We start from the raw sequence: 21,933 nt of genomic DNA, 5'->3' as shown, positions 1-21,933 counted from the left end.
TCGACACATAACCTGTCGACGCGCGCGACCATATCTGACCCCGCTCGAATCGAAGCGCTCAGTCGCCCCAGTATGGCGCAGTCAAAGTCCTTCCCTATCGTGCGATACGTCAGGCGATAAAGTCGTTCGCGCCAAGCAGGTGGTGGCCAAGCAGATCGATCTGGAAGTCGGCGAGCAGACCGTTGCCTTGCCCGCTGGAATTGACATTGCCGGCGATGATCGTGTGTTCCTGCCCTTGGCCATCGAATACGTACTGGTAGCGAAGCTGGCCTGCGCCGGTGAACTGGTTGCCGGTGCCGTCCCACGGGGTGGCATTGAAGACGAATGCATCATCCCTGCCGCCCTGGATTGCGTCGATCCCGCGCAGATCGATGATGTCGTGCAAGGCACCCGCTCCGTCGAGTGTGGAACGGAAATCCTTGATGATGTCCCCGGTGCCTGGAACGAAGGTTGCGCCGTTGGCCGCCGCGTTGAGCGTGGCGAAGACGAACCTGTCTGCGCCGCCGCCGCCGGTAAAGACATTGCGCGCTGCGCTGGCCGTGATCGTGTCGACCGCACTGCCGCCGATCACGTTCTCGATCGAACTCAGCGCGGTAACGCCAAGTTGCGGCCCGGTTGCGATCATCGACGCGAGGTTGACCGTATTCGCCGTGGTCAGCGCCGACAGGTCGAGCGTGTCGATCCCGGTGCCGCCATCGATATAATGCAGCCCTGCGGTGGCGCCGGCCCTGATCGCGATCAGGTCATCGCCGCCGCCAGCGGTGATGACAGTGTTGCTGCCGGCAAAGACGATGGTGTCCTCGTGCGACGTTCCGCCGACCACCGTCTGCCCGGTCTGGCCCACGATTGGGTCATAGGCGACCACGCTGATCTGGGGCTGGGTGGCCGTCTGCACCGTGTTGCCGGCGCTGTCGCTGGCCACCGCGCGCAGGCTGTGCGTTCCGACCGCTAGCGTCGTGGCAAAGGTCCAGGTGCTGCCGACCAGCGTCGCCGCGCCGAGGTCGGTCGCGCCGTCGAACACGCGAACACTGGCGACCGCGGTGTTGTCGCCCACCGTCCCGGTCAGGGTGACGCGCCCGTCGCTGGTGACCAGATCGCTGGCCGAGAGCCCGGTGTCGTTGGTCAGCAACTGGCTGGTCACGGCAACCGTCGGAAGGGTCGTATCGACAACAATCTGCGATTGCAGCGCCGACGAAGCGGTGTTTCCGGCGGTGTCGGTGGCAACCGCGCGCAGCGTATGCGCCCCCGCCGCCAACGTCGTGGCAAAGCTCCAGCTTCCGGCATTGAGCGTCGCCGCACCCAGGTCGGTGGCACCGTCGAACACGTGCACGCCGGTCACGCCGTTGGCGTCGGAAGCAGTCCCGGTCAGAGTGACGCGGCCGTCGTTGGTGACAAGGTCTGCGCCGGAAGCGCCGCTGTCCACGGTCAGGACCTGGCTGGTGACGCTGACGAGCGGCCCAGTGCCATCGACGGTTATGCTCGGCTGCACCGCGGACGATGTCGTGTTCCCCGCAGTGTCCGTGGCGACCGCGCGCAGCGTGTGCGCGCCCGCCGCCAACGTCGTGGCAAAGCTCCAGCTTCCGGCATTGAGCGTCGCCGCACCCAGATCGGTGGCACCGTCGAAGATATGCACGCCAGTCACGCCGTTGGCGTCGGAAGCGGTCCCGGTCAGGGTGACGCGGCCGTCGTTGGTGACAAGGTCTGCGCCGGAAGCGCCGCTGTCGACAGTCAGGACCTGGCTGGTGACGCTGACGAGCGGCCCGGTGCCATCGACGGTGATGCTCGGCTGCACTGCAGTCTCGGCGGTTGAACCGCTATTGTCGGTCGCGACAGCGTATAGGTTGTGGATTCCCGGTGCCAGGTCGGCGCTGAACGTCCAGTCGGTTCCGTTCAAGCTCGCCTGGCCGAGGTCGGTCAGTCCGTCGAACACGTGAACGCTGACGATCGACCCGTTGTCGGATGCCGTGCCGGTCAAGGTAACGTGACCGTCGCTGGTCACCAGGTCGGAACCCGACGCTCCGGTATCGTGATCGAGCACCTGCGCCGAAATGGTCACGCTCGGTGGCGAATCGGCCGGTGTGTAAAGCGTGGCAGGGTCGATCGGGCGATTTTCGGCACCGTCCCATCCGAATGAGAAATCGTCGCCCAGCGAGCCGTTCGGGTGAAGCTCGGTTGTCACCAGTCCGATCTGGGCAAAAGTAAAGGCAACGCTGCCCGTCACCGGATCCGCGCCTTCCGATCCGTTCATGGCGACAGAAGTGACCAGAACATGATTGAGGGTCAGGTCGTAGACGACCTGTCCGCCAGCGGCGACGCCTTCGATCTCGATGCCCCGAATCTCGCTTCCCGCTACATTGAGCGCGAGCAGCTCCGCCAGGGCGGTGCTGCCGGACAGGATCATCGACAGGTCCGAGAATGAGATCCTGCCAGCGCTGGCACCGCTGCCTGCGGTGAGGCTGACGGGGTTGAACGCGGCAAGGCTGAACGACGAAAGGTCCAGCCAGCCTTCGTGACCCTTGCTGGTCGAATCGCCGGAAATACCGTCGATCTTGATGAAATAGGCCACGGGATCACCCGCGCCATCGTTGTTGCCCGCTATCGGCGTTGTCAGCGCAGTGGTGAGCTGCCGGTTGTTCGCCAAATCCCAGCCGAAGGTCTGCGCCGGACCAAGCGTGCCGTTCGACAGCACGCTGTTGGTCACCAGGCTGATTTGTTGGTAACCGAACGAATAGGCCGTTGCCATGCCGTCCGCCCCTTCGGACGCGTTGCTCTGTGCCGAGCTTACGTGAACGCCGTTGAGGGTGAGGTCGTAGATGACCTGGTTGGCTGCGTTGACCCCTTCGATTTCCAGCGCAGTCAGGAATTTGCCGCTGGCCGATTCGAACAGCAAGGCAGCCAGCGCGGTATTGTCGGTAAGCAGGACATTGAGATCGGAGAAGCTGGCGATGCCCGCTCCGGCACCTGAACCGGTGGCCGAAGTCGGCACGTTGGTCAGATTGAAGCTGAACGCCGGCAATTCGAACCAGCCTTCGTGTCCTTTGCTGGTCGCATCGCCGTCGATACCTGAAATCCTGAGAAAATAAGTCGTCGGAGCGGGGCTGGAAGGTGCGCCACTAGCGACCGGCGCCGCGACGTCAGCGGGGGTGATCGCCTTGTTGTCTGCAACGTCCCAAGCGAATGACTGGCTGGGCCCAAGGGTGCCGTCGGAATTGAGCGAATTGGTCACGACGCTGATTTCGCCGTAGTGGAAACTCAGCGCGGTCGATGGCTGTTCGCCGCCGAAGGCACTGTGACTGATCGAACTGACCTGCACTTCATTGAGCGTCAGGTCGTAAACCGTCCGCTGCTGGCCCGATGCGCTGCTGGTCACGCCTTCGATCTCGATCGCTGGCAGGTATTTTCCAGCCGCGCTGTCGAGCAGTAGCGCAGCGAGCAGGCCGTTGTTTTGCAGGTTGACGTTTAGATCACCGAAATTGACAATGCCCGCACCAGCGCCGCCGCCCAATGCGGCCGAACCGCTGTTGCTTTCGCCCAGGCTGAACGATGAAATCTCGAACCAGCCCTTGTGATTGGTATCGAGCGAATCGCCGGCAACGCCGTCGATCTTGAGGAAGTAGGTGACCGCACTGCCCGCCGGATCGACATGACCGCTGTCGGGAGTCAGCAGATCTGCCGGCTCGATCGCCTTGCTGGTGGTCAGATCCCAGCCGAAGCTGTGCTGCGTGCCCGCCGAACCATCGGGATTGAGGCTGGTGGTGACCAGGCCAATCTGGCCATAGTTGAGGTTAATGAAGCTGTAGTCCACGCTGTCGCCGTCGCTGGCGTCGCTCTGTTGCACGGACGAGACGAGCACGTGGTTGAGCGTCAGGTCGTAGACCACGCTGGTCCCCGATATCCCGGTGCCAGCAACGCCGCGAATCTCCGCTGACAGGATGTGGACCCCGGTGGCGCTGGCAGACATCAGCGCAGTCAGCGCAGTGCTGCCACGCAAGACCAGCGCGATATCCGAGAACGAAGGCAGTCCTGATCCGCCGCTGATCGCACCGGAGATCGATTCACCGAAGCTGAAGGATTCGAGTTCGATCCATTCGGAAAAGCCCTTGGCCGACGAATCCCCATCGATGCCGTCGATGCGCAAGAAATAGGACACGGGATCGAGCACCGGATCGGCCGACCCGGCACTTGGTTCGATCAGATCTGCCGGGGCAATCGCCTTGCTTGTGGTAAGATCCCAGCCGAACGCGCGGTCTGGGCCAAGCGCGCCTGAAGGCAGCTCGGCATTGGTGACCAGGCCGATCTGGCCGTAGCTGAACGTCGCGGATGTCTCCGAAATGCCGCCACGCGTATCGCCTTGCTGGACCGAAGTGACCAGCACGTCATTAAGCGTCAGATCGTAGACCGTGTGGCCCAATGCCGACACGCCCTCGATTTCAAGTGCCGCAATGGAGGCACCGCTGACGCTTTGGGTGAACAGGGCGGACAGTGCCAGGTTGTCCGACAACAGCAACGACAGGTCGCTGAATACCGTCTTGCTGACATCGCCGCCGCCGCCGCCGGCTGACGCGCTGACGGCGTTGAACCCACCGAAACTGAACGAGGGCAGCTCGAACCAGCCTTCGTGGCCCTTGCTGGTCGAATTGCCATCGATGCCGTCGATCCGCAGGAAATAGGCAACGGGTTCGGCACTGGGGGCGGTGCTGGTGCTCGTTGGATGGTCGAGGCTGGCGGGATCGACCGGCGTATTGGTCAATACGCTCCAGCCGACCGACTCGGGCGGTGCGAGCGTGCCGTCTGGGTTCTGCTCGTGGGTAACCAGGCCGAAGGTGCCGAAATTGAACGAGGCGATCGGGGCGGCATTGCCGCCCTCGCTTTCGCCTTCGGTGATCGAACTGAGGCGGACATCGTTGAGGGTCAGGTCGTATATCACCTGGCCATCGTCGTTGATTGCCCGCACCTCGACCGAACCGAGGTCGGCACCGCTGCTGAGCGCCGCCAGCAGCGCGGTCAGCGAAGTCGAATTGTCGATGGCAACCGAAAGGTCTTGCAGGTTGGTCTTGCCGGCCACCAGATCGCTGAACACCAGTCCGCCGGAGTTCGAAGCGCCAAACGAGAAGTCCAGCAAATTGAACCAGCCCTCGAAACCTTGCGTGGTCGAGTCGCCCGAAATCCCGTTGATTCTGATGAAGTACCTGAAGCCCACGACGCATTCCCCTGTCTGTTGGGACGGCAAGAGTGCTTGCCGACAATGCGCCCGACCAAATGCCCGAGTCGACTCGGTGCGTTCTCATGTTTGACTGAATGGGCTGAAAAGCGAAGGCCTTTTGGGCGGTTTATCGTCCCCGAATGGAGCGTCCGACAGTTTTGCATTGAAACTGCTGACAATTAAATGTGCTGCATTGGGAATCACCGCGTTCTAGGATCACACAGCAAGGGGGCGGCGCAATCGGCGTGCCAGGCCGGCAGGTCCCTGAGTAGCCAGCGAAAGCCGACCAAACATGCCGCCGAACGTGACCGACACCGAGATCGAATCTGCGGCCGGACCTGGCGGACATTACGAGACGGTCCCTTATGATTCGATGCCGTTCGCGCACACCCAGCCTGCCAACCTGGCGGCACTGGCGACCTTGTTCGGACTGACGCCGCCGCCCGTCAAGACCGCGCGTGTGCTCGAACTGGGCTGCGCATCGGGCGGTAACATCATCCCCCTGGCCGCGCGGTTTCCCGAAGCCCAGTTTACCGGTATCGACCTGTCGGCCAGGCACGTCGCGCTCGGCCGTGCGCGCATCGCGGCCGCCGGGCTGACCAATATCACCCTCGATCAGGGCGATCTTGCGGAGCCTGGCCTGGTCACCGGCACGTTCGACTACATCATCTGTCATGGAGTCTACAGCTGGGCACCGCCCGCGGCGCAGCAGGGCATCCTGAAGATCTTCGGCCGCAACCTGTCGCCCGCCGGCCTGGCCTATGTCAGCTACAATGTCCTGCCTGGCTGGCGCTTGCGCCAGGTTATCCGCGACATTTTTTGCCTGCACACCGACCAGGCAGGTGGACCGCTCGAACAGGTGGCGCAGGGGCGCGCCCTGCTGGAACGGCTTGCCGCGGCCAGTCGTGAAGAGACCCCCTACGGCCAATTGCTGCGGCTCGAAGCAAAGCAGCTGGCCGCCATGCCCGACAGCTACATTCTCGGCGAGTTTCTATCAGCAGAGAACGCCCCCTGCAGTTTCGGCGATTTCATGGCGCGCGCTTCGGGCGCAGGACTCGACTATCTCTGCGACACAGACCTCCATACCGCGCTGCCGCAACTGGTCAGCCCGGACATGGACCAACTGGTCAAGGAACTGGCGGGATCCGATCCGGTCAGCGCAGGCCAGACGCTCGACTTTGTCCTCGGCCGGCAGTTTCGCCAGTCGCTGTTGTGCCGAACCGACAACCCCGATGCGATCCGGCGCGACGCCAGGCCGGAGCGGATCGCCGGACTCCACTTTGCCAGCGAGCTGCGGCTGGTGCCGGGCGAAAGTCGAGACGACGCGCTGATCCTGCGCGATCGGCAGAAGCGGACGATCACCACCAACGACGCACTCGTCGCCCGCACGCTTGACCGGTTGGGCGCAGTCTGGCCGGAAACACTGCCCCTTGCCGATCTGCTTGACGATCCAGCAGTGATCCAAGGCATTCCGCGCGACCGGGCGGCTGAGCGGATCACAGGGTCGCTGCTGCGGGTGATCGTTTCCAAGCTGGCCAGCATGTCGGCGGTTCCACTGAAAGTCGGCAAGGCGGCGGCCGATAAGCCGTCGGCATGGCCGATCGCGCGCAGCGAATTGCACGCCGGGCAAACGTGGACAACCAGCCAGCGCCACGCGCCGCTGCGTCTCGATGCCGTCTCCGCAGTGCTTGTCCCGATGCTCGACGGCAGCAACGATCGCGCTGCGCTTGTCAGCCACCTGCTCAGGCTGATCGAGGCCGGCAGGCTTGATGCAGCGCTGATCGCTGCAGCACCGGGGGGCGACCGGACTGCCAAGGCGCGGCAGCTGATCGACCGGGCCTTGTTGCAACTCGAACAGCTGGCGCTTCTCGAACCGAATTGAGCAGCAGGAATTGCGCGGTCGCGCGAATCCCTTTGCTCCCGCCCGCCGCATGTGGAATCAATTGCGAAACGGGACTGAATCCGGCTTTGACTGAATTGGGAGAGAATGGCTGTGGCGCACTATGATTTGATCATTCGTGGCGGGACCATGCACGATGGGACCGGCGCCGCGCCGCGTCGCTGCGATGTCGCGGTCAAGGACGGGAAGATCGCCGCCCTGGGCGACATCGATGCCGAAGCCGATCAGGTGATCGACGCCCAGGGCATGATCGTCACCCCAGGCTTCGTCGACGTGCACACCCATTTCGATGGTCAGGTGACCTGGGAAGACCGTCTCTCTCCTTCGTCGGGCCACGGCGTGACCACGGCGGTAATGGGGAACTGCGGGGTTGGCTTTGCGCCTTGTCGCCCGGCTGAGCGCGATACCCTGGTGAAGCTGATGGAAGGGATCGAAGATATCCCCGAAGTGGTCATGGTCGAAGGTCTGCCGTGGAACTGGGAGACCTTCCCCGAATATCTTGACGCGCTCGACCAGCGCGAACTTGATATCGATATTGCCGCGCAAATCCCGCATTCGGCCGTGCGGGTCTATGTCATGGGTGAACGGGCGGCGCGCAAGGAAGCGCCGACGGCCGAGGACCTTGCCGCGATGCGCAGTCTGGTGGCGGAAGGGATCGCGGCAGGCGCCTTTGGCGTCACCACATCGCGCAATGTCATGCACCGCACTAAGGCCGGCGATCTTGCGCCCAGCCTCTATTCGGACGTGGACGAGCTTTGCGCCCTGGCGGGGGGTCTGACCGATGCAAACGGGGGCGTGTTCCAGATCATCCCCGCGCCGATGGAGCCCGCCGAGACCGAGTTTCCCATCTTGCGCCAGGTGGCCGAGCAATCGGGCCGTCCGGTTTCCTTCACTTTGCTCGACGTGCCGAACCAGCCCGGCGATGGCTGGCGCTACCACATGGAGGGGCTGAAACAGGCGGCGGCGGACGGGCTTGAAATGCGTGGCCAGGTCGCGCCGCGGCCGGTCGGCATGTTCTTCGGGCTGGACCTGTCGGTCCACCACTTCAGCAGCCATCCGAGCTACAAGGACATTGCCCAACTGCCCTTGGCAGAGCGGGTGGCGATCATGCGCGACCCGGCATTCCGCGAGAAATTGCTTGCCGAACAGCCCGAGGATTCCAATCCCACCACCCTCATGCTGATAGCCGCGTTCCGCGCTGCCTATCAGTGGGCGGACAGCCCGAACTACGAACCGGCAAAGCAGGACCGCGTTGACGCACGCGCCGAAGCGGCCGGACGCATGCTTGACGATTATGCCTATGACGCCCTGCTCGCAAACGATGGACACGCAGTCTTCTACCTGCCCGCAGCCAATTACACGCAGGGCGACTTGAAGTCCGTCCGCGAAATGCTTGGCAGCCCGCACACTGTCATGGCGCTTGCCGATGGCGGTGCGCATTATGGCCTAATCTGCGATGCCAGCTTCCCGGTCTATTACCTTCAGCGCTGGTCGCGCGATGCCGCGGCGGATGAACGGATCGACTTGCCGGATGCGATTGCCGAACTGACCAGCCGCCCGGCGGCGCTGATCGGGCTGACCGATCGCGGGCGGATCGCGCCGGGCATGAAGGCCGATCTCAATGTGATCGATCTTGAGCGGCTGGCGCTCCACGTCCCCACGATCCAGTACGATCTGCCGGCCGGCGGCAAGCGCATGCACCAGCGCGCCGAAGGTATCGTCGCGACGGTGGTGTCCGGCAAGGTGACCTATCGCGACGGGCTCCACACCGGGGCGCTGCCCGGGCGGCTGGTCCGGCGCCAGGGCCTGGCTGCCGCAGCGTAGACGAGGGGGCAGGGCAGGGCACTTTCAGACTAACCGGGCACCTGCTACCAGCGCCCGATGCCACGTAAATCCCGAGCCAAGTCGCCGAGTCCGTTTCGCTACTTCAACTCCTCTCCCGAGGTGATTCGCCTGGTCGTGATGATGTACGTGTGATTTCCTCTGTCGCTGCGGAACGTCGAGGACCTGCTGTACGAACGCTGGCTCGACCTATGCCATGAGACCGTATGGCATTGGTGGAACCGGTTCGGGCCGATGTTCGCCGGCGACATCCGGCGCCAGCGGGTACCCAGGATGGCGAGCCCCATGCCTTCCACCTGCTCGAGGAAGTTGCGCCAGGCCGGCTCGTCGATTGGCCGTCCCGGCGTGTTGCCGAGGTGACTGTGGATCCCGGCGCGTCGATCGGGACGCCGCGCTTGAGTGCCGCCTCCAGCATCCGCAGTTGCTGTAGCCAGTGTGCCATGCAGCAGCGCGCGGCGCGCAAGGTTCAAGCCGGGCATCAGCGGACCGGCCAATTGTCATGGACCAGTCGGAATCTGACATTGCGCGATCCCAGACCTGGATCACGCCCGTGGCGGGCCGCGGGTACTGTTGCGGTCTTGCGGATCGAGCCCGGCGCGTTCGAAGTCCGCAGTCACTTCCCAGACGTTGCCGAGCGGGTTGGCGGCGACCTGCAGAACGGTAATGCTCGACGCTAGGACGAACAGGCCCAGCGGCAGAGCTTCATGGATTGAAGCGTTGCGATCAATGTCATCGATCCGCCAATTCGCTGCGAATGGCGATCAGGCTTCGTAATCTATGCCGGACTTTGCGGGCTTTCACGCCTGTCAACATGATTGAAGTCGCGATGCCAGACAAATGCGCACTGGTACAAAATACCGACTAGGCATCCCTCCATCGCCGACCATAGATCACGCCCCGCAGGGGTCGCGCCCGGTACCGGGTTGCCGGTATGTTTTTGATTGCCTGAGCCTTTGCTGCTCTTGCGATATGCAAACGGATTGAGTGGGAAATCCTGTATGTATTCTACCTTTGACCGGCTTCATTTGGTGCGTGCTGTCTGGGCTTTCGCGCTGATGCTGGCCGCCATGTTGGCGCTAACCGCTCAACCAGCCTTCGCAGCACACAATTCAGTAGCCTGTACTGCCAAAGCCGGGACCGTGACCACCGGCGGTACCGTCACCATCAATGTCACGGACTGCACACCTTTGGGGATCGGCTTTGCCGGAGTTGGTCCGGTGGATGGTCCGGCCCAACCGCAACACGGTTCGGCAAACCTGCGCATCTCGGGAAGCCAATGGGTAGTCGACTACAGCCACAACGGTGACAGCGCGACATCGGATTATTTCGAATTCACTGACGCTTCTGGCAATTTCGGACCTGATACGGTCGGCGTCACCATCACCATAACAGGCCCGACATCACCGATCATCGTCACGCCCGGCTCCCTGCCATCAATGACAGCAGGTACTTCGTTTTCGCAGACGCTGACTTCCACCGGCGGAGCCGGACCTTACAGCTACACGCTGCAGAATGGCGCATTGCCTGTCGGCTTGACGCTGTCCGGCAGCGGCATCATCAGCGGCACTCCGAAACAACGCGGTGCCTACTCTTTTAGTGTCCGCTCAACCGATTCGACTGCGCCCACTGCCCAGTTCACTGACAAGGGCTATACCGGAAACGTCGCCAATCCCAGTTTGGCGCTGGCATCCGGCACGATCACTCTGGTTGCGAACAGTCCTGCGTCGACCCAACTGGCGACCGTGGGCGGAGTATCTCCCTATATCTATGCCACAGAACCGCCCGGTGCACCGATGCCCTTCGGGCTCAGTCTGTCGACTGGAGGGCTGATTACCGGCACGCCGACCACCACCGGCAGCGCCACAGTGCAGCTGCGCGTTACCGACGCCAGCACCGGGCCGGGTCAGTATTTCGAGTTGGAAAACCTGACCATCAACGTGATCAGCGCGCCAACCGCTTCAATCGCGGTCAGCCCGGCCACCGTTTCCGAGGACGGCGCATCCAACCTGACCTACACCGTGTCGCTGAGCTCAGCGGTAGCTTCGCCGACAACGGTCAACATCACCACCGCGGGTACGGCGACGGCGGGCACCGACTACAGCGGCAATGTAACCTCGGTGACGATTCCGGCTGGCTCGACCAGCGCGACGATCACGATCAATCCCACCGTTGATGGCACGATCGAGCCAGACGAGACCGTAACCCTGAGCGTTGCCGCCGGTAGCGGCTACACGGTTGGAGCGCCCGCGGCGGCGACCGGCACCATTATCAACGACGATGTGCCGCAGGTGACAATCAGCGCAACACCGGCGGCGGTTGCGGAAGACGGTGCGCCCAATCTGGTTTATACCGTTGCGCTCAACCAGGCGGCGTTCAACGCGATCGTGGTTAACTACACGATTGGCGGAACGGCCATCAACGGCACGGATTACGCCACGATCGCCTCGCCGCTGACCATTCCGGCGGGTTCGACCAGTGGCACGATCACTGTGAACCCTACCGCCGATGCGACCATCGAATCCGATGAGACCGTTTCGCTGACCCTTGGCGCGGGCACCGGCTATACTGTCGGGGTTCCCGGTTCCGCAGTCGGCACGATCCTGAATGACGATCTGCCCAACCTGTCGATCAACGACGTTACCGTCGCCGAAGGCAATGCCGGCACGACCAACTATACCTTCACGGTAGCGCTTTCGGCACCGGCCGGCCCGGGTGGGGTAGGCTTTGACATTGCCACGGCCAACGGTTCGGCAACAGGCGGCGTTGACTATGTGTCCCAGACACTGACCAGCCAGACCATCCCCGCGGGTTCGTCGACCTACACCTTCACCGTGCAGGTCAACGGCGACACGCTCAACGAACCCAGCGAGACCTTCTTCGTCAATGTTACCAACGTCACCAACGCTGTCGTGGTGGATGGTCAGGGCGTTGGCACGATCACCAACGATGATGCGCTGCCCAGCCTCTCGATCAATGACGTCACCGTGATCGAGGGCGACAGCGGCACCACCAATGCGGTGTTCACCGTCACGCTCAGCGCGGCGAGCGGGCAGAGCGTCGGCGTGAATTATGCCACCGCCGATGGCACGGCAACGCAGCCCGCTGACTACACAAGCACCAGCGGCACCTTGACCTTCGCCCCGGGCCAGACCACGCGCACCATCACCGTTCCGGTGATTGGTGAAACCGCGCCCGAAGCGAACGAGACCTACTTCGTCAACATTTCAGGTGCGACAAACGCCACGATTGCCGACAACCAGGGCCTGGGGACCATCACCAACGACGATGTCCCGGTCACCCTGACACCGGGTTCGATCCCGGGCGGCACCGTGGGCACGGCCTACAGCCAGACCATCACCCCTTCGGGCGGCACCAGCCCCTACAGTTTCTCGATCACGGCGGGTGCGCTCCCGGCAGGCCTGACTCTGTCGAGCGGCGGCACCCTATCGGGTACGCCGACTGCGGGGGGCACCTTCAACTTCACTGTTACCGCTACCGACAGTTCGGGCGCACCCGGTCCGTTCTCGGGTAGCCAGAACTATAGCCTGACGATTGCCGGCGCGACAGTCACGTTGCCTCCGACCAGTCTGCCGGGCGGGACCGATGGTGTGTCCTATTCGGCCAGCATCACCCCGGCCAGCGGTGGCACCGCACCGTATTCTTATGCGATTACTGCCGGGGCGTTGCCGGGCGGACTCGCGCTCAGCCCGTCAAGTGGCGCGATCACCGGGACGCCGACGGCAACCGACACTTTCAACTTCTCGGTCAGCGCAACCGACAGCAGCACTGGGAGCGGGCCCTATACCGCCACCCAGTCCTATTCGATCGCGATTGCCATTGCCGCACCAGTTGCCGGCAACAGCAACTTGACCGTGGCCTACAACGCGGCGTCCACGAATGTCCCGCTCAGCCTGTCGGGCGGTCCTGCCGCCAGCCTCGCGATAACCACGGCTCCCTCTCATGGCAGCGCGGTGGTCAGCGGCACCACGATCACCTATCAGGCTTCGAGCGGCTATGCCGGGCCTGACAGCTTTGCCTATACCGCCACCAACGCAACCGGCACTTCGGCTCCGGCCACCGTCAGCGTGACGGTGCAGAATCCGGTTGTCACCATTACCGCGGGCAGCGGGTTCAGCGGCACTGTCGCGGCGCCCTATTCCAACACCTTCACGTTCAATGGAGGGGCCTCGCCCTGGTCCGGATATCAGGTGACGGGTCTGCCTGCAGGACTGGCGATCACCGGAACCACCGCCAGTTCGGTGACCATATCGGGCACGCCGAGCACGGCAGGATCGTTCAACCTCAACGTATCGGCTAACGATTCCAGCACGGGTAACGGCCCCTTCTCCGTGGGTCAGGCCTTCGTGCTCAACATCGCTGCGCCGACCCTGTCGCTGACCCCGGCGGCCACGACCTTCACTGCAGCCTATGGCGCTCCGTTCACCCAGGCTTTCACGGCCAGCGGCGGGATTGGCGCCTACAGCTATGCCATCACCGGCGCCTTGCCGACCGGGCTGACCTTCACCGCTGGATCCGGCACCATTTCGGGCACCCCCACTGCGCCGGGCAGCTATACCATCACAGTGACGGCAACCGACACCGGCTCCACCGGCCCGGGCGCGCCCTATACTGCTTCGGCCAACTACACCGTCAGCGTTCCGGCGCCAGCCATTGCCATCACGCCGACGACTTTGACTGCCGGTGCCGGTGGCGCGGCCTACAATCAGCAGCTGACTGCCAGCGGCGGCATCGCCAGTTACACCTACTCGGTGACCGCAGGGACGCTACCGCCGGGCCTGACCCTTTCGACTGCCGGGTTGCTTTCCGGTACGCCGACCAGTTCGGGGACCTTCAACTTCACCGTCACGGCGGCGGATGCCAATGGCCAGACCGGTGCGCAGGCCTACAGCCTGACGATCAACGCACCCGGCCTGACAATTACGCCAGCCACCCTGCCTGCAGCGCACTTCGGTGTCGCATATAGCCAGACTTTGACTGCCAGCGGCGGCATCGCGCCCTATCACTTCGCCATCTCGGTGGGCGCTCTGCCAACCGGACTGTCGCTCAATCCGAACACGGGCGCGATTACCGGCACACCAAGCGTTGGTGGGGTGTTCAACCTGACCGTCACCGCGACCGACAGCACCGGGGGAACCCCGGGCAGCGGATCGCGGGCCTATACCTTCAATGTGATCGCGCGGCCTGATCCGGCGAGCGATCCCGAAGTGCGTGGTCTGGTCGCGGCTCAGGCAGCGATCGCCCGCCGTGTAGCCCAGACCCAGATCGAGAACTTCCACCAGCGGCTGCAACAATTGCACAGCGCCGATGCCAGCGGGTTCAGCAACGGCATGCGCCTGGCGCAAACCTCTTCGCTGTGCCGCGATATCCAGATCCAGCGCAGCACGCCTGCCTGCAGCGTCGATGGGCGCGGACCGGCCTTGAATGCAGCCGACGGTTCGCCGGACAAGGCCGAACCAGCGACAACTGATGAAAGCGGACGCACCGGGATCTGGACCTCGGGAACGATCCGCTTTGGTGATCGTGATGCCACCACCGGCAGGCCTTCATATTCGTTCCTGACCCAAGGCGTCTCGATGGGAATGGACTATCGCTTCAGCCCCAGCTTCTCCGGCGGCATCGGACTGGGCTTCAGTCACGAACGCCAGGACATTGGTGATAACGGATCGGGTATCCGGGGTAACAGCAAGTCGGTGGTGGTTTACGCCAGCCACCGGATTGCTCCCGCGATATTCGTCGACTGGCTGACCGGCTATCAGTGGATCGATTTCGGCATCCGCCGCTACGTCACTTCGACCAAAGATACTGTCCAATCGAACCGCGATGGCCACCAGTGGTTCGGCTCGATCAGCGCGATGGCTGACCTGGATCGCGAGGAATGGCGCTTTGCCCCTTACCTCAAGCTTGACATGACCCGGGGCAATCTGGCCGCTTATGCCGAAAGCAGTGGTTCGCTTTTCGACCTGCGCTTCCTCGATCAACGGGTGGACACCACCACACTTGCCGTGGGTGCGCGCTTCGAAAAGCACTTCCAGATTGAGAACGGGCGGATTTCACCGCTCGTTCATTTCGAATACCAGCGCGATTTGCAGTCGGACTCGCTGGCTCGTGTCGGCTATGCCGATTTGGCCACCAGCCAGTTCTCGACCATCACGCTGAATGGGTTCGACCGGGACCGGTTCATGATCGGGATCGGCGGTGAACTGGTGCTGGTTCCTAACTGGTCGATCGACGCCGAATATGGCTATCGCACCGGGTCGGACAGCCTTGGTGACAACTCGATCCGCCTCGGAGTGAAGGTGCGGTTCTGATCCTGGCGGCTCTGCGGTGCGACGCTTCAATTCGCGCCGCAGGCCGCCTGGGGTAATGCTGCCCTATTGTGAGCGTTGGACTTGTCTGAGCAATGCCGCGACCAGCAGGTCGGTGATGCACCCGGCCGCGCCGCATGCCGCGCCGCCGCAAACCGGCCCGAACAAGCCGCCAATTAACTGACTTTACCGGAGTTGAATCGTCCCCTGAGCTTGAGAACAAGGATCCGTGGCGCTTAACAAACGCAACCTGCGTCAACCAAGCGATGTCGGACGCTTACCGCCCCCACTTGCGCTTGCTCTCCCGTCCGAACCGGCCTTTGCGCGTTCCCGGCTTGCCCTCGTTGCTGCGCCCCACAATCGGCGCGCGCTTCTCGCCGTCGGGAATGCCCAGCTCATCGGCTTCCAGCCGCCTGATCTCGTCGCGCAGTCGTCCGGCCTCTTCGAACTCAAGGTCGGCTGCAGCGGTGCGCATCTTCTTTTCCAGTTCCTCGATGTAGGCGCGCAGGTTGTGGCCGACGAGGTTGTTGGCGCCTTCGGCCTCAATCTCGACCAGCACCCCGTCGCGGCTGGCGGTATCGGCGACGATGTTGTGAATGTCCCGCTTGATCGTCTCTGGCGTGATGCCGTGTTCAAGGTTGTACTGGTGCTGCTTTTCGCGGCGGCGGTCGGTTTCGGCCATCGCGCGTTCCATTGATCCCGTGATTCGGTCGGCATAGAGGATCACCCGCCCGTCGACGTTGCGCGCGGCGCGGCCGATTGTCTGGATGAGTGACGTCTCGCTGCGCAGGAAGCCTTCTTTGTCGGCATCGAGAATGCACACCAGTCCGCATTCGGGAATGTCGAGCCCCTCGCGCAGCAGGTTGATCCCGACCAGCACATCATAGACGCCGAGCCGCAGGTCGCGGATCAGTTCGATCCGCTCGAGCGTTTCGACGTCGGAATGCATGTAGCGCACGCGCAGACCGGCCTCGTGCATGAATTCGGTCAGGTCCTCAGCCATGCGCTTGGTGAGTGTGGTGACCAGGGTGCGATAGCCCGCAGCCGCGGTCTTGCGGCACTGCTCGATGCAGTCCTGGACCTGGTCCTCGACCGGGCGGATTTCGACCGGGGGGTCGATCAGCCCGGTCGGGCGGATCACCTGCTCGGCGAAGACTCCGCCCGATTGCTCCATCTCCCATCCACCGGGGGTGGCAGAGACGGCAACTGTCTGCGGACGCATCGCGTCCCATTCGTTGAAGCGCAACGGGCGGTTGTCGATGCAGCTGGGCAGGCGAAAGCCGTATTCTGCCAGGGTGATCTTGCGGCGATGGTCGCCCTTGGACATTGCCCCGATCTGTGGCACGGTCTGGTGGCTTTCATCGACGAACAGCAGGGCATTGTCGGGCAGGTATTCGAACAGCGTCGGCGGAGGCTCGCCCGGCAGGCGCCCGGTGAGGAAGCGGCTGTAGTTCTCGATTCCCGCACAGCTGCCGGTCGCGGCGATCATCTCGAGGTCGAAATTGGTCCGCTGCTCCAGCCGCTGATGCTCGAGCAGCTTGCCCTCGGCCTCGAGCTCCTTGAGCCGCTCGGTCAGCTCGAAACGGATCGCCTCGGTCGCCTGCTTCATCGTCGGGCCGGGGGTGACGTAGTGCGAATTGGCATAGACCCGCACGGTGTTGAGGCTCGCCCCGGCCTTGCCGGTCAGCGGATCGAACTCGACGATCGATTCGATCTCGTCGCCGAAGAACGAGACCCGCCAGGCCATGTCCTCATAGTGTGACGGGAACAGTTCGAGGTTGTCGCCACGCACGCGGAAATTGCCGCGGGCAAAGGCGGCGTCGTTGCGCTTATATTGCAGCGCCACCAGCTTGCGGATCAGCTCGCGCTGGTCGACCGTCTCGCCCTTCTTGATGTCGAAGATCATCGCCGAATAGGTCTCGACCGAGCCGATACCGTAGAGGCACGAAACCGAGGCGACGATGATCACGTCGTCGCGTTCGAGCAGCGCCCGGGTGGCCGAATGGCGCATCCGGTCGATCGCCTCGTTCACCGAGCTTTCCTTCTCGATGTAGGTATCCGATCGGGGCACGTAGGCCTCTGGCTGGTAGTAGTCGTAATAGCTGACGAAATATTCGACGGCGTTTTCGGGAAAGAAGCTTTTCATTTCGCCATAGAGCTGCGCGGCGAGGATCTTGTTAGGGGCCAGGATCAATGCCGGGCGCTGCGTCGCCTCGATAACCTGGGCCATGGTGAAGGTCTTGCCGCTGCCGGTTACGCCAAGCAACACCTGGGTGCGATCATCCGACTGGATCCCTGCCACCAGATCGGCGATCGCCGTCGGCTGGTCGCCGGCCGGCTGATAGTCGGAGACGATCTTGAAGCGGCGGCCGCCGTCGCTCTTCTCCGGGCGCGCAGGCTTGTGGGGGACGAAGGCACCGGTTGTGTCGGGCTCTTCCAGCCCGCGGCGGATGATAAGTTCGGCCATAACGGCGAATATGGGGAACAAAGCAGGTCCGCGCAAGCTGCGCCGGCCAAGGCATTTTTCGCGCCATGCCAACAGCATAGACTGTAACACTGTCTCTCAGGGGGACAGTTGCGCTTCGCAACGCTTGCATTCCGGCCAATCTTGCAACACTCTTCGGGCTTGGGTCGCCGATTCCAGCGCAATTGATAATGCGCAAGTTACCGTAATGGGTGGTGCGGACGGCCTTATGGGATCAGGTCTCGCACGCCTTTGTGAGGGTGAAATGAGCGGTCCGGATATATTTATTTCTTACAATCGCGAGGATGCGGCGATAGCGCGTCTGTATGCCGACGCCTTTACGGCGGCCGGCCTGAAGGTCTGGTGGGACGCGACGCTGCGCTCCGGCGAGGACTATGACGCGGTTACCGAACATTCGCTGCGCACGGCCAAGGCGGTTGTGGTGCTGTGGTCGCCGCGCTCGGTCATTTCGCGCTGGGTCCGGGCCGAAGCGACGATCGCCGATCGCGGCCAGACGCTGATGCCGGTCATGATCGAGCCATGCGATCGTCCCGTCATGTTCGAGCTGAAGCAAACCGCCGAGATGAGTCACTGGCGCGGCGACGTCACCGACAAGGCCTGGCTGGCCCTGGTTTCGGATGTCAAACGCAAGGCTGGCATCGCCGAAGTGGAGCCGCCTGCACCCGCACCTGCAACTGCAGCGCCGGAAACGGCTGCGGCTGCGCCGGGCAATCTGGGCCGTGCGGCCGTGGCCATCCTGCCCTTCGGCTGGCGCGGCAGCGACGCCGATTTCGAATCGCTGGCCGAGGATCTGACCGACGATCTGACCCGCGAACTGTCTTCCAACGGTTTCTTCAAGGTTGTCGCCGCGCGAACCATGGCGGCGGGGCGCGGCAAGGCGATCGATCACAAGGAGCTGAGCCAGAAGCTGCAGGCGCGCTATCTGGTCGAGGGACGGCTGCAGCGCAGCGGCGCCGACAACCGCCTGACCGCGCAGTTGATCGATGGCGGATCGGGCAACGTCTTGTGGTCGATGCGGATGAACGCCGCGACCGGCGATGACGATTTCTCCAGCGACCGGTTGTCCGTGGCCGTCGCCGCGCAATTTTCCGAACAGATCATCCAGCGCGAGCAGGCGCTGGCCATGGCCCGCACCGCGCCGCTTTCGGCGTGGGATCATATCCTGCGCGCCGCAGCATTGGCGCAGCGCGCCGATGAGCCGCGGGCGCTTCAGGCGGTCGAGGAAGCCAGGCTGGCGGTTGAGGCTGCGCCCGATGTCGGGCTGGCCCACGCCATGCTTGCCTCGGCGATGGCGGCGGTCCCGGAAAGCAAGGGGCTGCGGCCCGACGAGGACCAGATCCGCGATATCCAGGCGCAAACTCGCCAGGCAATGCGGCTCGACGGCAACAATCCGACCGTGCTGATGGAACTGGCCGGGGCCTATCAGGGGCTGGGCGAGTATGAGATCTGCCTGCGTCTGGCCAAGCGGACCGTCGACCTGGCGCCCAGTTCGCCGGCCTCGCACCGCATCCTGGGCGATTCCTACCGGATGCTGGGGCGCACGGCTGAAGCGGTCGAAGCCTATCGCAAGCAGGACCGGCTCTCACCGTTCGACAGCGGCCGCAATGTCGCGCTGAGCAATCTGGGCATGTGCCTGCTGCTGGAAGGGCAGGCCGAAGCGGCCGAGGATGCGCTTGACCGCGCGCTGATGCTAGACCCCGAATATCCGGTGGCGCTGGAATGGAAGGCGATCACTGCCGAAACCCTGGGCAAGCACCAGGTCGCGCTGGAGACGATGCGCCAGATCCGCAGCTCCGAAGCGGCGGTGCCGCTTGATCGCCATGTCTGGGAGATCGAGCGCAACGCGCTGCTGCGCGAACGGACCGAGCCGCACATCACCACGCTGCGCCGCCTTTGGCGAGCAGCCGGGGCCGAATCTGCGGACAGCGCCGAAATCGCCGAAATGCCTGTTGCCCGCAAGTCCGCCGCCGCAAACAGCGGTGCAGGGCACGATCAAGTCACGGTCCTGGACGTACCGGTGGCCAAGGCCGCAGTGCCGCTGGGCGAGTCGGTTCCAGTCGAGACCGCGCGCAGCGACATCCAAAACGTGCCCGATCGCGATCCTGCCGCGCAGCCGGTGATGTTTGCACAAGGCGAACTGGAAGCGCCCGGCGAGGCGGATTACCTGACCGCTGCTGCAGTCCCCAAGCCGGGCAAGCTGGGCAAGCCGGCCAAGGCGGCGTCGCGTCCCGACAACGACGATAGTGTCGCCACACCTGCGCGGCACTCGAATGTGCCGAAATTTGCGATGCTGGGCGGCGCCTTGCTGCTGGTCGGCGGCGGAGCCGCCGCCTGGATGGGTGGCCTGGTTGGATCGCCCGAAACGAAGGGCCCCTCATTTACGCTGGCAGCCGCGCCGGCTGCTATATCGGGCGTTGCCGCTCCGCTGAGCGAAGGCAGCGCTGCCGCGCCCGGTGTGCCTGCCCTGGGCGGGGCGATCGACGCCTTGCTGGCCGTATCGCGTTCGGCCGGCCGATCTGCGGGGGAACTGGCAGCGCTCGAAGCTGGGCAACGGTCGATGGCGCCGCTGCTGGTGCAGCTTCAGGTCGCGCCTGACAATCAGGCCGTGGCCGACCAGCTCAAGACGCTGGCGCTGGGACTGGTGCAACAGCAAGGCCCGGCGCTCAGCGCCGATGCCGACCGGGTGCTGCGTTCCCAGCAGCAGGCCGCCGCTGCGGGCAGGGGCCTGTCGGGCGACGCTGCGGCGAAAGTGGAGCGCGCTTTGGGCCGGGCCCGCAGTGCGCGTGGCGAAATCGCGACGGCACTGGCAACCGCGCAGCAGGCCGGCGATGCCGTGACGGCCCTGGTAGCCCAGCGCGGCGCGGTTGCGGCCTATGTTCGCCTGCAATCGGTTCCAGTTGCCGCGGCTGTGGCCAGTGCCAAGGCCAGCGCCGTGAATGTCGCCAGTGCGGCCGCCAGCGCCAGCGCAGCGGCGGCGGCCGACAGTGCGAAGATGCAGAACCGGCTTTCGCTGGCGCGCGTCGATATCGACACCGCGCGGACCGAGGTGGCGCGGCTCAGCAGCCAGATCGCCGGACTGACCCAGCTTGAAAAGCCGGGGCTGTTCGCATCGGGGACCAAGCGGCAGTCGATGAAACTGCGCAAGGACAATGCCGACCGCGCGCGAGCCTTGGCGTCAGAAGCCGATCAGATCGCAGCTCAGGCCAAGGCCATGCAGGACGCCAACGCGCTCAGCGCCAGCCTCGCCCGGGTCCGGGGCCTGCGCAGTCAGGCCAGCACCTTGCTGGCATCGTCAACGGCTGCGCTCAAGTCTGCTGCCAGCGCGCCCGATCCGAAGGCAACCGAGACGCCAAAGAAATAGCCGCTCAGTCGGGGTAGATCCCGCCCAGCACGACCTTGAAGTGGTGAGCGATCACGGCATTGCAGGTGCAGGCGGTGTCGTGCAGTGCCTTTTCGTCACGCACCACCAGGCGGCCGCGGCGGATTTCGATCACGCCGCGCTCCTTGAAGCGCTGCAGCACGCGGCTGGCATAGGTGCGCCCGACGCCCAGCAGTTCGCCAAGCTGTTCCTGGGTTATGGCCATATCGTTGCCGCCGGTGCGGACGATCGCCGCACTAAGCCAGCGGGCGACGCGCTGTTCGATGGTGTGCGAAGCGTTGCAGGCGACCGACTGGAACACCTGGGCGACGAAGCAGTCGGCATAGCGATCGAATAGCCGGCCAATCGAGGGCACGTCGTCCTTAAGCTGTTCCAGTTCCCTCAGCGGCAGGCGCAGGAACGTGCCGCCCTGCAGGACCGTGGATCGCGCAAAGGCGGGCAGCCGACCGTGGCTGACAATGCCTCCCAGTGCGCCTTCGCGCCCGACCGTGGCGGTTTCCACGGCCATCCCGTCGTCCATGACGACATAGTAGGTCGCCATCGCCGCGCCGCAGGGGAAATAGCAGTATTCGATGGAATCGCCCGGATCGTATAGTAGCTGGCCCTTGGCCAGTTGCTGGCTTGAAACGCGGCTTGAAAGCCGCGTCCGATGGTCTTCAAACAGCGCGCTCAGCAGGTCATTTCCATCGATGGTCATCAGGCAGCCCGAGAAAGTGAAAAGGATCAGTAACGCTGTAAATCGACGTCAGGTGGGATTGTTCCCGACCTGCGCGCACTAGTGGGCAGACGGCTTGTGTA

At 63.8% G+C, this 21,933-nt stretch carries 7 protein-coding genes and 1 pseudogene; 5 read left to right on the top strand and 3 right to left on the bottom strand.

Annotated elements, in window-relative coordinates:
- Positions 1 to 109: 109 nt before the first annotated feature.
- Positions 110 to 5,200, bottom strand: a complete 5,091-nt coding sequence (locus tag ACFFF7_RS02170; RefSeq protein ID WP_379479719.1) for a type VI secretion system tube protein Hcp — start codon at positions 5,198 to 5,200, stop codon at positions 110 to 112.
- Positions 5,201 to 5,507: 307 nt separating this feature from the next.
- Between ACFFF7_RS02170 and ACFFF7_RS02165 the strand changes: the two genes are divergently transcribed.
- The 4 genes and pseudogenes from ACFFF7_RS02165 to ACFFF7_RS02150 all read left to right on the top strand — a co-directional run bounded on the left by ACFFF7_RS02165 (position 5,508) and on the right by ACFFF7_RS02150 (position 15,274).
- Positions 5,508 to 7,085: a methyltransferase regulatory domain-containing protein gene (locus tag ACFFF7_RS02165; RefSeq protein ID WP_379479718.1), complete on the top strand. Its 1,578-nt coding sequence runs from the start codon at positions 5,508 to 5,510 to the stop codon at positions 7,083 to 7,085.
- A 105-nt stretch (positions 7,086 to 7,190) separates the two neighbouring features.
- Entirely contained in the window at positions 7,191 to 8,927 is a 1,737-nt protein-coding gene (locus tag ACFFF7_RS02160; RefSeq protein ID WP_379479717.1) for an N-acyl-D-amino-acid deacylase family protein, read from the top strand.
- Positions 8,928 to 8,984: 57 nt separating this feature from the next.
- Positions 8,985 to 9,221, top strand: a pseudogene (locus ACFFF7_RS16135) (IS6 family transposase); the annotation flags it as partial.
- A 722-nt stretch (positions 9,222 to 9,943) separates the two neighbouring features.
- Positions 9,944 to 15,274 carry a putative Ig domain-containing protein gene (locus ACFFF7_RS02150; protein WP_379479715.1) on the top strand — a complete coding sequence of 1,777 codons (5,331 nt, stop codon included), beginning with the start codon at positions 9,944 to 9,946 and terminating at the stop codon, positions 15,272 to 15,274.
- 274 nt (positions 15,275 to 15,548) lie between these two features.
- Here the strand turns inward: ACFFF7_RS02150 and uvrB are convergent, their stop codons facing one another.
- Entirely contained in the window at positions 15,549 to 17,738 is a 2,190-nt protein-coding gene (gene uvrB / locus ACFFF7_RS02145) for an excinuclease ABC subunit UvrB (protein ID WP_379479714.1), read from the bottom strand.
- Positions 17,739 to 18,000: 262 nt separating this feature from the next.
- On the opposite strand from uvrB, the gene ACFFF7_RS02140 reads away from it, so the two are divergent.
- Positions 18,001 to 21,117: a TIR domain-containing protein gene (locus ACFFF7_RS02140; RefSeq protein ID WP_379479713.1), complete on the top strand. Its 3,117-nt coding sequence runs from the start codon at positions 18,001 to 18,003 to the stop codon at positions 21,115 to 21,117.
- Between the two features lie 4 nt (positions 21,118 to 21,121).
- Here ACFFF7_RS02140 and ACFFF7_RS02135 read toward each other — a convergent pair whose 3' ends face one another.
- A complete protein-coding gene (locus ACFFF7_RS02135; RefSeq protein WP_379479712.1) occupies positions 21,122 to 21,832 on the bottom strand; it encodes a Crp/Fnr family transcriptional regulator in 711 nt (236 codons plus the stop codon).
- Positions 21,833 to 21,933: the final 101 nt, after the last annotated feature.

The organism is Novosphingobium aquiterrae, assembly GCF_042434435.1.
Taxonomy (GTDB): Bacteria; Pseudomonadota; Alphaproteobacteria; order Sphingomonadales; family Sphingomonadaceae; genus Novosphingobium; species Novosphingobium aquiterrae.
Note: the sequence above shows the minus strand (reverse complement) of the source record. Positions and strands in the feature narration are given on the sequence as shown.

What these genes read in the sequence shown, in the direction of transcription:
- ACFFF7_RS02160 (WP_379479717.1), top strand. Translation starts at nt 7,191, where the DNA reads ATGGCTGTGGCGCACTATGATTTGATCATTCGTGGCGGGACCATGCAC.
- ACFFF7_RS02150 (WP_379479715.1), top strand. Translation starts at nt 9,944, where the DNA reads ATGTATTCTACCTTTGACCGGCTTCATTTGGTGCGTGCTGTCTGGGCT.
- uvrB (WP_379479714.1), bottom strand. Translation starts at nt 17,738, where the DNA reads ATGGCCGAACTTATCATCCGCCGCGGGCTGGAAGAGCCCGACACAACC.
- ACFFF7_RS02140 (WP_379479713.1), top strand. Translation starts at nt 18,001, where the DNA reads ATGAGCGGTCCGGATATATTTATTTCTTACAATCGCGAGGATGCGGCG.
- ACFFF7_RS02135 (WP_379479712.1), bottom strand. Translation starts at nt 21,832, where the DNA reads ATGACCATCGATGGAAATGACCTGCTGAGCGCGCTGTTTGAAGACCAT.